General features: G+C 61.2%; 9 protein-coding genes and 1 pseudogene. All 10 read right to left on the reverse strand.

The genetic code is table 11. From position 1 onward, the window contains the following. Positions 1-109 precede the first annotated feature (109 nt). Positions 110-1,327 carry an IS256 family transposase gene (locus IPP03_16290; GenBank protein MBL0354129.1) on the reverse strand — a complete coding sequence of 406 codons (1,218 nt, stop codon included), beginning with the start codon at positions 1,325-1,327 and terminating at the stop codon, positions 110-112. A gap of 187 nt (positions 1,328-1,514) precedes the next feature. After that, the gene (locus IPP03_16295; protein ID MBL0354130.1) at positions 1,515-3,899 is read right to left on the reverse strand and encodes a tetratricopeptide repeat protein; all 2,385 of its coding nucleotides are present in this window, start codon (positions 3,897-3,899) and stop codon (positions 1,515-1,517) included. Positions 3,900-4,603: 704 nt separating this feature from the next. Further along, positions 4,604-5,242 carry a membrane integrity-associated transporter subunit PqiC gene (locus IPP03_16300; protein ID MBL0354131.1) on the reverse strand — a complete coding sequence of 213 codons (639 nt, stop codon included), beginning with the start codon at positions 5,240-5,242 and terminating at the stop codon, positions 4,604-4,606. Continuing rightward, positions 5,239-6,912, reverse strand: a complete 1,674-nt coding sequence (locus IPP03_16305; protein ID MBL0354132.1) for an MCE family protein — start codon at positions 6,910-6,912, stop codon at positions 5,239-5,241. Before IPP03_16305 ends, IPP03_16300 begins: the two co-directional genes overlap by 4 nt. Further along, positions 6,905-8,175: pseudogene (locus tag IPP03_16310) on the reverse strand (paraquat-inducible protein A). Before IPP03_16310 ends, IPP03_16305 begins: the two are co-directional and overlap by 8 nt. A 258-nt stretch (positions 8,176-8,433) precedes the next feature. After that, positions 8,434-9,240: a hypothetical protein gene (locus IPP03_16315; GenBank protein MBL0354133.1), complete on the reverse strand. Its 807-nt coding sequence runs from the start codon at positions 9,238-9,240 to the stop codon at positions 8,434-8,436. A 145-nt stretch (positions 9,241-9,385) separates the two neighbouring features. Then, the gene (locus tag IPP03_16320) at positions 9,386-11,125 is read right to left on the reverse strand and encodes a SulP family inorganic anion transporter (GenBank protein MBL0354134.1); all 1,740 of its coding nucleotides are present in this window, start codon (positions 11,123-11,125) and stop codon (positions 9,386-9,388) included. Between the two features lie 42 nt (positions 11,126-11,167). Beyond that, on the reverse strand, positions 11,168-11,455 hold the full coding sequence (locus IPP03_16325; GenBank protein ID MBL0354135.1) for a hypothetical protein: 288 nt from the start codon (positions 11,453-11,455) through the stop codon (positions 11,168-11,170). Positions 11,456-11,605: 150 nt separating this feature from the next. Further along, positions 11,606-12,460 carry a polyphosphate kinase 2 family protein gene (locus IPP03_16330; GenBank protein MBL0354136.1) on the reverse strand — a complete coding sequence of 285 codons (855 nt, stop codon included), beginning with the start codon at positions 12,458-12,460 and terminating at the stop codon, positions 11,606-11,608. Positions 12,461-12,505: 45 nt separating this feature from the next. Then, positions 12,506-15,097 (reverse strand): plasma-membrane proton-efflux P-type ATPase, encoded by a 2,592-nt coding sequence (locus tag IPP03_16335; GenBank protein MBL0354137.1) that lies wholly within the window; start codon positions 15,095-15,097, stop codon positions 12,506-12,508. Between the last annotated feature and the right edge of the window lie 298 nt (positions 15,098-15,395).

Genomic DNA, 15,395 nt, shown 5'->3' on the forward strand with positions numbered 1-15,395 from the left:
TGCGACTACCTGAGCGGCTGATGTTCGCAAGGTCGGCTGACTGGCTGAATCGAGTCAAGTCCAAAATCTGCTGTAAATACTCTTCGATCCGATGAATGACGAATGGTTTTCAGCTAGCGAGGGCAACAACGTTGTTGCCCTCGCTAGCTGCGGCGCGGGAAGCCGCCCACTCCTTGAATTCATCCATGTCGAGGTACTTCCGTTCCTGCCAAGCCTCGTTCTGTTCGGCCAGCAGAGCGCCGATCAGGCGCAAGGCTGACTCGTCGTTGGGGAAGATGCGGATCACGCGCTCCCGCCGGCGAATTTCCTCGTTGAGCCGCTCCTGCATGTTCGTTGTGCGTAGCCGCTTGCGATACTTCTCGGGCAAGACCATTACCGCCATGGCATCCTCGAATCCTGCTTCGAGGCAGGCCACCGCTTTGGGGGCGCTCTTGGCGAAGCGCTCGGTGAATTCCGCCAGGCGGCGCTTGGCCTCGACCAAATCGGGCGCCTGCAGCACGAGCTTGACGGCAGCTGCCACCTCGGCGCGGTGGCGGGTGTTGCATTGGCCCAGAATGTTGCGCATCAGATGCACCTGACAGCGTTGCCAGCTGGCCCCCTGAAAGTGCCGCGCTGCCGCTTCACGCAGGCCGCCGTGGTCGTCCGAGATGATGAACTGCGTGCCCTTGAGGCCGCGCCCTCTGAGCCAGCGGAAGGTCTCGTCCCAGGTGGCGAAGCTCTCGGTGTCGCCGATCCGCACGCCCAGAATCTCCCGGAAGCCATCGGAGCGGATGCCTGAGACGGTCAGCACGGCACGCGAAACCACACGATCTTCTTGCCGACTCTTGATGAACAGGGCATCGACCAGCACGAAGGGATACTCGCCGTCCAGCCGCCGTTCGTTGAACGCGCTGACCCGCGGTTCCAGTCCGGCGCACAGTGCGCTCACCGTCGATTTGGAGAAGCTGGCGCCGCACAGCTCTTCGGTGATCGCCGAGACCTTGCGCGTCGAGACACCGTGCACGACCATTTCCATGAGCGCCAGAACGAAGGCCTGCTCGCTCCGCTGGTAGCGCTTGAAGATGTCCGTCGAAAAGCTGCCGTCCCGCGTCTGCGGCACCAGCAGCGTCACCGGCCCAACCCGCGTGTAAAGGGTGCGTGGCCGGTAGCCGTTGCGATAGCCGGCCCGTTCGTCCGTGCGCTCGTGCCGCGTCGCCCCCAGCGTTTCCGTCACCTGCGCCTCCAGTACTTGATTGAGCACCGCTTCCACCAGTTTCGCCAGCCCGTCCTGCCCGTTTAAAAGCCCTGGCAGCAAGTCCGTTCCTACGCTAACCTCATACCCAGTCATCGCTTCTCTCCTTCGGTTATCGATCGTCTCGCAACGTCAGTTTACCGAATCGAAGCGGTGGCTACCTGCCACCCGATTTACAGCAGTTTAGGGACTCAATCCTGAATCGCTCCGCATGTAGTGGCAGCCCGAAGCCTTTGGGGCTAGCAAAGCTTGTTGAGATTAGCGCAAGCTTCCAGCGGCCTTTCTAGTGGGCCTCCAACTCGGCAATCAATCGGATTAGATTGGGGTTGCCCGGCATCATCTCCGCAAGTTGCTTCGCGTAGCGAAGGGCGGCTTGCCGGTCACCGGTTTCACGGCTCATCGAGAGCAGCGCACCGAGGATGTCGAGATCGTTGGGGTGTCGCTTGTTCGCGCTGCGCAGCAGGGCCAGCGCCTGCTCGCGTTTGCCCGCGGAGTCGACGGCGATTGCTTGCACGTAGGCATAGCGCGCGTTATCCGGGGCCAGCCGCGCCGCTTCGACGAATTCGTTCAGCGCTGCTGCCTTGTCTCCCTTGCGCGTCAACAGCAAGCCGAGGGCATGGTGCAGGTCAGCATCGCGCGGCATCGCCGCCAGGCCCCGGCGCAATACCCTTTCCGCTTCCAGTTCGCGCCCGAGCTGGCGCAAGGCGTCGGCAAGATTGACATAGGGGCCGGGAAAGCTCTTGTCGAGCGCGATGGCGCGCTCGTATGCGGCGATCGCTTCGTCGGCGCGCCCCTGCTGCAAGCGCAAATTGCCGAGGTTGACCTGGCCCGAAGGCCAGTCGGCCTCCAGCGCCAGGGCATTTTCATATTCCAGCAGGGCGGCGGCACGGTCGGCGCGCTTGCCTTCCGGAATCTGAGCGTCCGGTATGTCGGCGAGGAGGCGCGCCGCTTCGATGCGCACGCCACGTACCGGGTCGGCGAGTAGCGGCGCGCCACTGAGCACCCGGTTGACCGGTTCAGCCCTGGCGATCATGCCCAGCGCGGCGATGCGCACCGAGGGGTCGGCATCCTGCAACAGCGCACGCGCCGCCGACAGCGTGCCGGGGTTGGCATAGGGCTGCGCCAGTGTCGCTGCCGTCGCCCGGACGATCGCCGGCGCCGTCGGGCTGGCGGCCAGTTCAAGCAGGCTGGGCAAGGCGCGCACGCCTTGCGTTTCGCCGGCGTGCAAGGTGCTGCCATAGTGCGGGCGCTCGCGCCAGTTCTTGCCATACCACTGGTCCATGGCACTGGCTGCCCACTGCGGCTTTTTGTCGGTGTGGCACTGGGTACAGGCGTTGGGACTGCCCAGCGTCATCGAAAGATTTGGGCGCGGGATACGCAGGCTGTGATCCTGGCGGGCGTGGATCACCATGTAGTTCTGCGTCGGCATGTGACAGGTGACGCACTGTGCTCCCTTGCCGCCAGCCGTATGGTGGTGGTGTTTGGGCGCATCGAACTCGGTGGCGGCGTGGCAGCGGGTACACAGCGCATTGCCTTCGGCGCGCAGTTTCTGGCTGTGCGGCTCGTGGCAATCCATGCAGGTGACGCCATTCTGATGCATCTTGCTTTGCAGGAACGAGCCCCAGACATAGACCTCTTCGCGCTGCTGGCCGTCGGCATGGTAGTTGGGCGCGGTGAGCATCGCCAGGCGATGGCTGTCTTCCAGCGTCGCGCCGGGCGTCCGGTCTTCGCTGAGTGTCGAGCGGCGGGCGTGGCAGGCGGCGCAACTGTTCATGCCGGCAGGCGCGACCGGCTTGTCACGCACGGCGAATCGCGCGCCCTCGGTCGGGAAATTCCACGCTTCTTTCCAGCGGCTTTGCAGTGAGGGCAGACCCTTGTTGTCACCGGCAACATACGGCGGTTTGACCTGTTTGGCCCAGTCGAGGTGAGCGGATGCCGGACCATGACAGGTTTCGCAGGCGACGTTGATTTCGCTGAACGTTGTCTTGTAGGTCTGGCTGGCCGCGTCGTAACCCTTGTGCAGATTGGTCGAATGGCACTCGGCGCACTGCAGGGCCCAGTTGTGGTAGACGCCCGTCCAATGCAGGGGGTCAGTATGGTCCGTCTTCTGTTTTGGATAAAGATGGAACCAGCGCTGACCGCCTTCGCTTTTCGGGCGGGAGTCCCACGCAATCGGCAGCGCCTGGTAACGTCCGCCGGGGAAGGGGATCAAATACTGTTGCAGCGGATAGAGACCGAAGGTTTGACTGACTTGGTAGTCGGTCAGTTTGCCGTCCGGGCCATCGGTGCGCACCATGAACTTGTCGCCGCGTTTGAAGAAAGTGGACTCGACGCCATCCTTCTTGAACTTCGCGTTGGCAAAGTCGCCGAGTACGCTGGTCGCCGTGGCCTCCTGCATCGCCAGTTGGTGGTGCGAACCTGACCACGCCTTGAATTCGCTCTCGTGGCAGGTCTTGCAGGTTTCGGCGCCGACGTAGGTGGGAGGAGCGCCAGGTGGCACAGCGTTTGACGCGACAACGGGAACAGCCGAAGGCGCTGAGGCAGGTGGCGACACCGCTGACGAGGAAACAAAATACAGCGTAGTGCCTGCAATAAACGTAGCGAGTAGCAGGCCGGCAACAATGAAGCGCAGAGGCCGCGGTTTCGAACCTTCAGGGCTTATCGGCATCGTGGCGGGCTTGCCCTTGGGTGTAGATCTTCGGGTCATCTTGTGCGCTTGTGGAGGTGGGCGTGTTCGAATTTTTTGTAAACAGGATTTTTATTATGGTAGGGGGCACTCCCCGAACGGAATAGTAAGTCGAATTAGCGCCGATTTCCATTCGTGTCCAGTAACCAGCACATGGCGGACCTGATTTGCGAGGTGGCCCATCGTGCGTCGAGGCCGCGCTACTGTCTGTGCTGCACCGGCCCAGTGAGGCAGCTTTGGTATGACATACCAAAGCTGCCACCCAACTACAAGGGCGACGTGCTGATGGGTTACTTCGTGTTGCGCTCCTATACTTACCGGTCGGTTCTGGCTTGGTTTAAGCGCCTTCGCGCCCTTCCTGCTTATGTCGGAATGGAAGGCATGTGGGACTAGAGACAACCCGCACTGGGCGCCGGTCCACTCGCATTGCTGCCGCTCAGTTCGAGAATTCTGTTTCCCGATTGCTGACACCGGCGAATGAGTACTATGGGTCGACTGTAGTCAGCTGGCACAACATGGCAACGCCGTAACTGATTTTTCCGTTCCACTGCACCTCAGACCCCTGTCTTGAACGAGATCGAGCGCGGAACATAGCTCGTCGTGTGGGATGCGCTGGCGCCCGACGTGGCGGCTGGTGCCACGAGTGTTGGGTCTACCCCCAAAGTGTGGATTTGTTCTGAACTTTCCTAGCGGATTGCCTCGGCAATATCGGCACTCACCTGCACGAGTGCCCGGCTTTGCGCGGCCACCAGAGGCTCATAACCGGCACCCGACACCGCTTCGCGCACCATGGTACGCCCGCTCCTGGGCAGGCCGGGTGTGGTGACCAGTGTTGCTTCGGCAGGTTTTCCGCCAGCCTTGGCGGACGTCACACTGGCTGCATGGCTTGCTGACGGCCGAATGGTCCACAGCACATCAAGGACGACCACTTCGCCGAGTCGGGCGTCAAACGACTGCACATCAATCAAGACCTGATAGTCCGCTTTCGTCTGCATGCTTTGTGCGTAGCTCCACACCCGTGTCATGCCCAGATCGTGGGCCAGATTGACCGCAATCACACGGGAAATGTCGCTCTTGAGCGAGCCGGCCCAGCGGTGGAATTCGCTCATGCTGACCTGATTGCTGCCGTTCTGCACCACCAGCAGGGCCTGGTCGACCGACTCAGGCAAACTCACCGGCCCGACAATAACGCTCGTTCCCGTGCTGGTTACGGGCGCAGATGGTGCTGGTGTGGCACTCAGGGTGTAGTAAGACGCTTGGGGCGAACTGCTGCACGCCGACAACAGCAAAGCCAGCAGACCGACAGTGACTAAACAAGATTTCATTTTTTGGTCTCCTCTGGTGGCTTGCCAAAGATCAGCGATTGCGGTTGACGATCAAGGGAATCGCTTAGTGCTTTTATCGAGGCCGCAGTTCGCGTCAGCTCGCGCAAGGCCTCGCGCAGATCGGTCTGCAAAGGCGAATCGCTGGCCATCACGTTCTCGGCGTTCTGCATCGCCCGCCTGGCCTCAGTCAGCGCCTGGTTAAGCTCGGGAACGGTTTCGGCATCGAGGCGTTTGATCAGCGTGTCCATGTTGCCGAGCAAGACATCCGTTTTCTTGACGACCCTGGCGCCGGTTTCTTCCAGTTCGTCGAAAGCCCCTGGAATTGCGGGTATCTCGATCGGAAACTGGCTCGCATCAAATTTGACTTTCGGCGCTTTGGGAAAAAAATCAACGCCGATGTACAGTTGCCCGGTGAGTAAATTGGCGCTACGCAATTGGGCGCGAAAACCCTTTTCCATAAACAACTGATCCCGCTTGATACGCTCGGCTCTTGTTTTGGGTGCCGGTAGCGCGGCGCCGCCGGAACGCGAGTTTGCACGCAAACGCTCAGGATAGAGATAGATTTCGACGGGCTGTACAAAATCAAAGTGCTTCGGCGCAAACTCGGTATGGATGCTGATCACCTCACCGATATTGATCCCGCGGAATTCAACCGGCGCGCCGACCGACAGGCCGCGTACGGATTGTTTGAAAACGATCACGAAGCGCTCGGTCTGTGCATCCGGGCGTTTCATGGCCTCGGAGCGCGTAGCAAAGAGTTGAAATACGGCATTCTTCTCCGCGCGCTCGGCTGGCGCTCCGTCGGCAGCCGTTGACGAAATGGCCGCCGTCGCTTCAGGTATCTCCTTGCTATCGGGAATGATTTCACTGCTCGGTCCGGGAGGCGCCTCAAAAGCGATCCCGCCTACCAGTAGGGATACGAAGGACTCCGTCTGCACTTGCAAGCCTGCCGCACTGAGCGACACATCGACGCCGCTCGCGTTCCAGAAGCGCGTGTCGTTCGTTACGTATTTGTCGTAGGGCGCATGTACAAACACCCGGATCGACACCCCTTTGCCGTCCTTGTCGAGATCGTAAGTCACGACCTCACCGACCGTCAGTCGGCGGAAATAAACCGGCACCCCAATATCGAGCGAACCCAGGTTGGCTGTACGCAGCACAAACTCCCGCCCCGGGGTATCCCCCGTCACGATTGGCGGCACATCCAGCGCCACAAAATCCTCTCGTTTACTCGTCGACTTGCCAACATCGACCGCAATAAAAGACCCGGCCAGCAAGGTCCCGAGGCCGGTTACCCCGCTCGCGGTAATGCGTGGCCGGACTATCCAGAAACGCGTGTCTTCCAGCAGAAAATCCGCGGCCTCCTTGTTCAGTTCTACAGTCGCAATCACCTGATTGTGGTCATCCGACAGCGCCACGGTTTTGACCAGACCAATATTAACGTCCTTGTATTTAACCCCGGTTTTACCCGCCTCCAGCCCATCGCCCGACTTGAAGCTGATGGTGATCGTCGGCCCGCGTTCAAGAATCACCTTGGCCGCTAGTCCAGCGCCGACCAGCACTGCAATGATCGGGATGATCCAGATGAACTGTGGCGCCCAGCGCCGCCTGGGGCTGGCTAATGCCGCTGGCAGGCTCGGCAGATCAGAATCGCCCTGCGTGTCAGTCATTCCTGTTCTCCATTTTATTTGCCGGCTCTGCCGGTTCTGCCGAATCCCAAATCAGCCGGGGATCAAAGCTCTCTGCGGCAAATATGGTGAGTACCACTACCGCACCAAAGGCAATCGCACCACTACCGGCACGAATCGACATCAAACTGCCGAAATGTACCAGCGCGGTCAGCATGGTGGCGACATATACGTCAATCATCGACCAGCGCCCTACGACTTCAAGCACGCGGTAAAGCCTGGTCCGTTCTCTTGGTGCCCACACCGAACGACGCTGCACCGAAACCAGTAGAAAGGTCAAGGAGAGCAGCTTGGCGACCGGGATGGCAATGCTCGCGACAAACAAGATGATCGCCAGAGGCTGCGAACCCGAGGTCCATAGATAGATCACTCCGCTCAGGATCGTATCTTTCTCGCTGCCGAAAAGTGAGCCAGTTTGCATCACCGGCAACAGATTGGCCGGGATAATCAACACATAAGAGGCAATCAACAAGGCCCAGGCGCGTGAAATACTTTGCGGCTTGCGAAAATGCAGACTTGAACCGCAACGTGCACAGGCCAGCCCGTGCGCTTCTGGCGCAGCACGCTGCGTCAGGCCGCAGATGTGACACGCGAGCACGCCAGCCGAAGCTCCGGTGACAGGCGCCCTTGTAGCATTCATTGCAAGGCCCTCACGCGCGCCCAGAAAATACGCACATCAAAACCAGCCACGGCTGCAGCCACCGCGAACATCAGCAAAACAAACGACCACAGCGCAATGTCCGGCACCACCGAGGCCATGGCCGCCAATTTGCTGATCGTCACCAACAGGCCCAGCATGAACACCTCGACCATGCTCCACGGTTGCGCAGCGTGCATCAATCTGAACACGTGCGGCACGGCGGGTGGCACATGCCCCAGTTTGAGCGGCAGGAGAAGATAGATCAGTGCGCCAATCTCCAGTGCCGGCATCAGAAAAGTGGTGATGAAAACGAGCAGGGCAACGCTCGGCATATCGTCGTGCAGCAGGACACTCACCGCGCCGAGTAATGTGGTTGAGCTGGTCAGGCCGCGCGAATTCATGCTCACGATTGGGAAAGAATTGGCGATAACAAATAGAACCGCCGCCGTCAGCGCGAATACCAGGCTGCGTTCAAGAGTCTCCGGCTGATGACGATACAGATCGCAGCCACAGCGCGTACAGCGCGCCACTCCACCAGCCTCCAGCGGCACTTCGCGTAGGAGCAGATCGCATTCATGACAGACAACTAGCGCCTCTGGCGACATCGAAAATCACCTGTTTTCAATGCATTATCGGATCGCAGATGGTAGCAGCCAATACATCCACGGCCAATTATCTGTTGACCGGGCGATTATCCCGCGTCCTACGTTATGACTTCGGGCTGTCCAGCTTAAACCGCTGTCTTGAAAACGGGGACCACTATAGTACCCGGCGACACCGGCAGCGTCGACGACGCGAGCACTCATGGCAAGTGCCTGGTCCCCAGGGTGCTCTGGAAGGCTGACACGCGCGCGCTGCCAGCTTCATGCTCCTTCCTGCGTGCGCTGTCCATCGGCCGTCACCGCGCCGGAGCTGCCGTCGGGCTTGCCGCCACTCTTTTTCGTGCGCCTCGCCTGCCGCGTATTCTGACGGACGCCACGCAGCTCGTCGCAGCGGCCGATGATGTTCACCAGGACGCTGGCCGTCCAGGCAAAGGTGAACATCCCCGAGATGGCAATGATCGGTGAGAGCATATGCCATTCCGCCGACAGGACGCGGTCGCTACCCAGGGTGGTGTAGGAAAGCGCGACGAAGCGTGCAGCCGGACCCCACTCCTGGATGATGCCACCGTAAAAAAGCGCCGCCGACCACAGGACGATAGAAGCGAGGTGCAGGCCGAGCATCCTGAAGACGGTGAAGCCGAGGAGCAGGTCGACGCTCCACCACGCTGGGCCCTTCTCGATGTCGAGCGCACGCTTCTCGAAGCGAGCGGTGAGCAGACGTATGCCGATCGCCTGCACGATGACGACGGCGACCAGTACGCCGCCGCCAAAGATCAGGTCTTGCAGCGGCAGGGCTTCCAGCACCGGCAACTCTGCGTTGAGGTAAGCTTCCATTGGCGCAAGCTTGCGCGGCAGGGTTTCGGCGACCGTGTGAGGAAGATTGGCAAGTTCGGCGGGTGCATTCTTGGCTGCCTGCAGCAGCACCTGCGCTTCCTTCGACTGCCAGTCTACGGCCGGGGCAGGCGACGCGGAGCCCGGCCCTGCTTCTCCGGGCGACGGGTGCGCGACAGCCGGAACCGGCAGGGGCGCTTCCGTCGCTGCTTTTCCTATCGTTTTCGTATCAGCCATTCCCGACCGTTCCTCTGTCCTGACTGCCAAGCGCGCATTCTCTCACGCGGCTGGCAGCGGCAGCCGATCCAGCGCTCGTCTTGCCGCCGGACCAGTCACGATGAATTGTTTCCGACGGTCGTCCCGATGCGTCGGCTGGCGGCGGTCAGGCTTGTGCCGCGCCACCGTTGTCGACGGTCGTTGGCTCGGGCACAGACTGGCCCTCGTAGGCCGCGACCACAGCATGAACCGAACCGTAGATCGCATCCTCGCCGAGCAGCTTGCTGATGCCGTATCGATCGAACTGACCGCGCAGTTCGGTCGATACGTTGGCAAATACCAGCCGTATGCCCTTCCCCCTGAGCAGGTTACAACTGTCGCGCAACATCGCCGCTGCCGAGAAATCCACGTCACCGATCGCTGCCGCTTCCACACACAGGCAGGTCAGCGGAGGCTGCGTGCTGGTCTTCGCGAGATCCAGGACTTCTTCGGCAAACTGCCCGGCATTGGCGTAGTACAGACTGTGGCTAAAAAGATAGATCATGAGCCCGGGTGCGATCTGCTGCGGTGCACTCAGCGGCACCGTCTGCCAGCCCTTCTTCCGCTTGTCCGCCGTGATCACGACATTGGTGCCACGGTAGCTGCGCCGCACGTGATCGAGTAGCGACAGGACCATCGCGAGGACGATGCCCTGTTCGACGCCAACGACGACGACCGTTGCCGCCGTCACCAAGGCGACCCAGAACTCGGCGCGCGCTTCGACGAAGATTCGGGCCATGCCCTTGACGTCGATCATTTGCACCGCTACCAGGAAAACGATCGCCGACAGCACTGCGGCCGGCAGGTACGCCAGCGGTCCCGTCAGAAAGAGCAGGACCAGCAGCACGATGACGCTGGTGGTGATCTGCGAGACCTGGCTGCGACCGCCGCCACCGACGACCATCGCCGTGTTGGTCGGACTGCCATTGACGATGAAGGTGCCGGACAGACCGGCGCCAAGGTTGGCCATGCCCAGCCCGACCATATCGACGTTCTCGTCGAAGCGGTCGTTGTACTTGGCGGCGTAGGCGCGCGAAGTCGCCGCGCTCTGCGAGAGAACGACCACAAAACACGCCAGGGCGATCGGCAGCAGCTTCGAGATCAGCGGCCAGCTCCAGTCGACCTGTGGCAGACCGAGCGTCGGCAGGCCGCTGGGTACCGCGCCCAGCGTTTCCAGGTGGTGCTCGAGACCCAATGCCCAACTGACGCCGATGGCGCCGACGACCGCGATCAGGCCGCCGGGAATCTTCTCTGACAGCTTCTTGCCGCCGAGGATCACCGCCAGCACGGCCAGCGACATTGCCAGTGCATAGACGTTGGTCTGAGCAATCGATTGCAGGTCGTGCAAGGTCTGCGAGAGCGGCTGGTTGCTGATCCGCGGCAATCCCAGCAAGCCGGAGACCTCGAGTAGCGACACCTGCACGCCGACGCCAGTGAGAAAGCCGGTGAGCACGGTGCGCGAGAGAAAATCGGCGAGGAAGCCCAGCCGCATCACCCGTGCGACAAACATGAAGAGCGCCGCCATCAGGGCCAGCAGGCTGCACAGCGCCAGCCACTCGTTGGAGCCGCGCACCGCCATGCCGGCCAGACCGGCGGCAACCACCGCCGCCGTCGCCGAGTCGGCATTGACCGACAGATGGCGTGAAGACCCGAAGATGGCGAACAGGAACATCGGGATGAGGATGGTGTACAGGCCGGTGATCACCGGCGTACCGATGATCTTGGTGTAGCCCATCGTCCCCGGAATCGACAGCGCGGCCAGGGTGAAGCCGGCCACGATGTCGCGCCCCACGCCGGCGCGGTCGACCGGCAGGATTCCCTGAAAGATCGGTAGCCTGAAGCTTTCACCTTCGCGTGCTGTTGTCATTACCACCCTCTCCTCACCTGTGCACCGCTGCCACCGCACATTCTATTTGTCGTCGACCTTGTCGCCGGTCGGCGTTGCGACCGGTTCGGGCGCGCTCGTCAATTTTGCCGCCTCATCGACCCCTCCACCACCCATCGCCTTGTAGATGTTGACGGCTAGGGCAAACAGGCGGGCATGCGCCGCAACCAGGTTGAGCTCGGACGGATGGAATGGCTCTTCGGCTTTTAGGACGGTCGAATAGGGCACCCGGCCACCGTCGTAAAGGGCCTGCGCCAGCCGCGAATAGCCCTTTAGTGTGAGACGAACCGACCGCCCCGCTGCATTACTCAAGCGCCACCTCTGGTGCCTTTAGCAAGCTCAGTCTTACTGCTCTTGCCGGAAAACCGGTTGACACTTCAAGCGAAGGCACCGGGAATTCTTGCGTTGGTTAGCGGATGGCGGAATTGCTGCAGTGAGCGGTCGCTCACCGCAAGCACTACGCTAGACCTTGCCGTTCTGCTTCTCCTGCGTCACGGCTGCCGCATGATACTTGCGGCGCACCTCGTCGAGGTTCACCCGCGTCGGCGGCAACTTGAGCTTCATGTCCTCCATCGTCTCGGCGATGATCTGGGAAGCTGCGAGGTTGCGGAACCACTTGTGGTTCGCCGGGATGACGAACCACGGCGCGTGCGCGGTGCTGGTCTTGGCCAGGGCCTCTTCATACGCCTCGGTGTACTTCGGCCACAATTCGCGCTCGGAGTAATCCGCCTCGCTGATCTTCCAATTGCGGGCGGGGTCGTCGAGCCGCTGCTTGAAGCGTTCGAGTTGTTCCTCGGGGCTGATGTGCAGGAAGAACTTGAGAATCCGCGTCCCGTTCTGCGTCAGCAGCTTCTCGAAGTCGTTGATCATCTCGAAGCGTTGCGACCATACCGTTGTTGGGACCAGTTCGTGTACCCGTACGACCAGGACATCCTCGTAATGGGAACGATTGAAAACGACGACTTCGCCCTTGCCCGGCGTTCGCTGGTGTGCACGCCACAGGAAATCGTGCGCCGCCTCGGCGGCACTTGGCTGCTTGAAGCCGAAAACGGAAGTGCCCTGCGGATTCATGCCGCTGAACAGGTGGCGCACGACGCCGTCCTTACCGGCGGCATCGAGGGCCTGCAGCACGACCAGCAGCGACTGGTCGGCGTTGGCGTAGAGCAGCGCCTGCATCTCTGCCATGCGCGTGACGTATTTCGTGATCTCCGGCAACGCCACATCATTCGAGACGTACCCGCCTTTTTGCCCCGGGTCGATTTCCGCCAGATTGAGTTTCTCGCCCGGCTTGACGATGAATTGCTTGCGATAGTCCATAATCGTTTCTCCTATGCTTGATTAAGTATTGGCCGTGGTTGCTGGCTATGCTGCCGGCACATGCGGCTGCAGCGACTGATTGACCAGCGCGGTGTGCTTCAGGTGGCGTACTGTACGGTAGCTGGCGAAGCGGTCGTAGATTAGTCGGGCGCTGCCGAGAATGAACAACCAGGCAATCAGGTAGACCCAGACCCAGCCGATCAGCTTCCAGGGAATCGCCGGCACCAGCCAGCCCAAACCGCACATCAGCGCCGCCACGACCTGGGTGGCGACGATGGCCCAGAACAGCGGCGCAGCAGGGAAGGGTGGCTTGAAGAACCAGCCCTCGGTGCGGGTGATGAACAGCAAAATCTGGCCACCGCCAACCAGTTGCAGGAACATCATCGTCTGCAGTTGCGCGTGTGTCGCTAGCCCGAAGTGCACTTGCAGTTCCGGGATCGACAGCGTCCGGATGCCGAACAGCAGCAGGCCGAACGACTCGACCACCGAGAAGACCCCGAGAACGGTCGCCAGCCCGAAGATGTTCGGCAGATCCCAGCGCACCGGCTTTGGACTGACCGGCGTGTTGTCGTAGGCGATGGTCATCATCGGCAGGTCGTCGAGCAGTGACATGACGACGATCATGATCGCGGTCAACGGTGAGAAACCGAGGAAGATGGTCGACAGGACGACCACGAACATGATGTCGATGGTCAGGGCGATGCGATAGATCAGGTAGCTGTTGATGCGGCCGAAGATCCGGCGTGCCTCGTCGATGGCGCCGTTGATCACCGACAGGCCGGGGGCGGTGAGGATCAGCGCGGCGGCGCCGCGGGCGGCATCGGTGGCACCCGAAACGGCGGTGCCGCAGTCGGCCTGTTTCAAGGCCGGCGCATCATTGACTCCGTCACCGGTCATCGCCACCAGGTGGCCGCGTGACTGCAGCGCCTTGACGATGGCGTACTTGTGCTCGGGGAAGACGCGCGCGAAACCATCCGCCCGCTCGATCGCGTCGATGATCGTGGACGGCACGTTGTCCGGGTCCATGTCCTTCGGGAAGGCATCCGCAGCCGCGATAATGTGCGTGCCCATGCCGAGCTGATGCGCCGTCTCGATGGCGATGGCGGTGTCGTCGCCGGTGATCATCATCACCCGGACCCCCTTCTCGGCGGCCTTGTCGATGGTTTCCTTAGAGTCATCGCGTGGTGGATCGAACATCGGCAGGATGCCGAGGAATGACCAGGTCGTGCCGCCATCCGCAGAACGGGCGACGCCCAGTGCCCGCGAACCCGTGGACGCCAGCTGGTCGACGGCTTCCTTGACCTTCTGCGCAACGTCGGCAGGTGCCTGGGCGAGATCGACGATCGATTGTGGCGCGCCTTTGGCGACCATGATCGACCTGCCGCTGGGGTCGGTGAGCGACGCCTGGGTACGCTTGGTCACCGGATCGAAAGCGACAAATTTGGTCAGCGTCCAGCCCTTGAGCAGCGTCTGGTCCTTGAGCGAGGTAATCACCGCCGTATCGATGGCATCCTTGTCCTCGAGCTTCGAGGCTAGCGCAGCGGCGAGAATGCAGTCCTGCGGATCAGTGGCAGCGAAGAGGATCGGTTCGCTCAGGCTCAACTGATTCTTGGTCAGGGTGCCGGTCTTGTCGGAGCAGAGAATATCGACGCCCGCCATTTCCTCGATCGCCGACAGTTTCGAGACGATCGCCTGCTGTTTCGAAAGGTCCAGCGCCCCGAGCGCCATGGTGATCGAGAAGACTGCCGGCATCGCCACCGGGATCGACGCCACCATCAGCACCAGCACGAACTGCAAGATGTTGAGGGCATCGCTGACGTTGAAGTCCTTGACGATGACCAGGTCGTGATAGACCTTGACGGCGACCAGGATCAGCGTCAAGCAGACGGCAATGACGATCAGGAAGTTGCTGATCTGGAACATCGCCTTCTGGGCATGGCTGACCGCACCGGCGCCGGAGACGAGCTTGGCGGTACGGCCAAAGAAGGTATTGGAGCCGGTCGCGATGACCACGGCTTCCATCTCGCCCTGCTTGACAACGCTGCCCGCGTACGCCTCGTCGCCGACCTTCTTTCTGGCCGGTAGCGACTCGCCGGTGAGTGCCGCCTGGTCGATCGAGGCAAAGTCACCACTGGTGAGTCGCAGGTCTGCAGGCACGATCGCGCCAAGGCGGATCTTGACGATGTCGCCGGGCACCAGCGTCGATGCCTGGACCGTGCTCCACTTGCCGTCGCGCAGGACGGTCGCCTCGGGTGCCAGACCGGCCTTCAGGGCGGCCAGCGCGCTGGAGGCCTTGCGGTCCTGCCAGAATTCGAGCGCCGCGTTGAACAGCAGCAGGGAGCCGATGATGACGAAGTCATCCCAGTGGCCGAGCAGCGCGGAAACCAGTGCCGCCGCCTCGATGACGTAGGCCATCGAACCCGTGAAGTAACCGAGTACCTGCTCGCCGAGACTCTTTTCCTTTTCAACAATCGCGTTCGGGCCGTACCTGGTCGCACGCTGCGCAACTTCAGCCGTACTGAGCCCCTGCTCCGGCTTGACGGCGAGCGTTGCCAGAACCTGGTCGACGGGGACTTTCTCGAGATCCGGGCCGGCAGCAGCAGCCTTGCTGTCTGCCGAAGGATTTGACTGCTTCATGGTGTCGACCATGGCTTTTCTCCAGTGAAGTCCATGATCAAAAATAACATTTTTACAGAAGAAGCATCAGGTTTTTTAGAGATGCGAACGCCCGGGGCGGCGGATCAGCTTTTCGCCCTGTACCACCTTGGACAGACCGGAAAGGAGCGCGGCGAGCAGTGGGGTGATCGAGTAATGTGGCTTCTTTTGAATCGATGTTGATGGATGGGGCTTGGAATTCCGGCTCTAACACTCGGGATGAGTCAAGGGGTGATTGCAAAGAAGGCGCGCAGGCCGGTGAGTGCGAACTGGACGCCCA

The organism is Candidatus Dechloromonas phosphoritropha (assembly GCA_016722705.1).
Taxonomy (GTDB): Bacteria; Pseudomonadota; Gammaproteobacteria; order Burkholderiales; family Rhodocyclaceae; genus Azonexus; species Azonexus phosphoritrophus.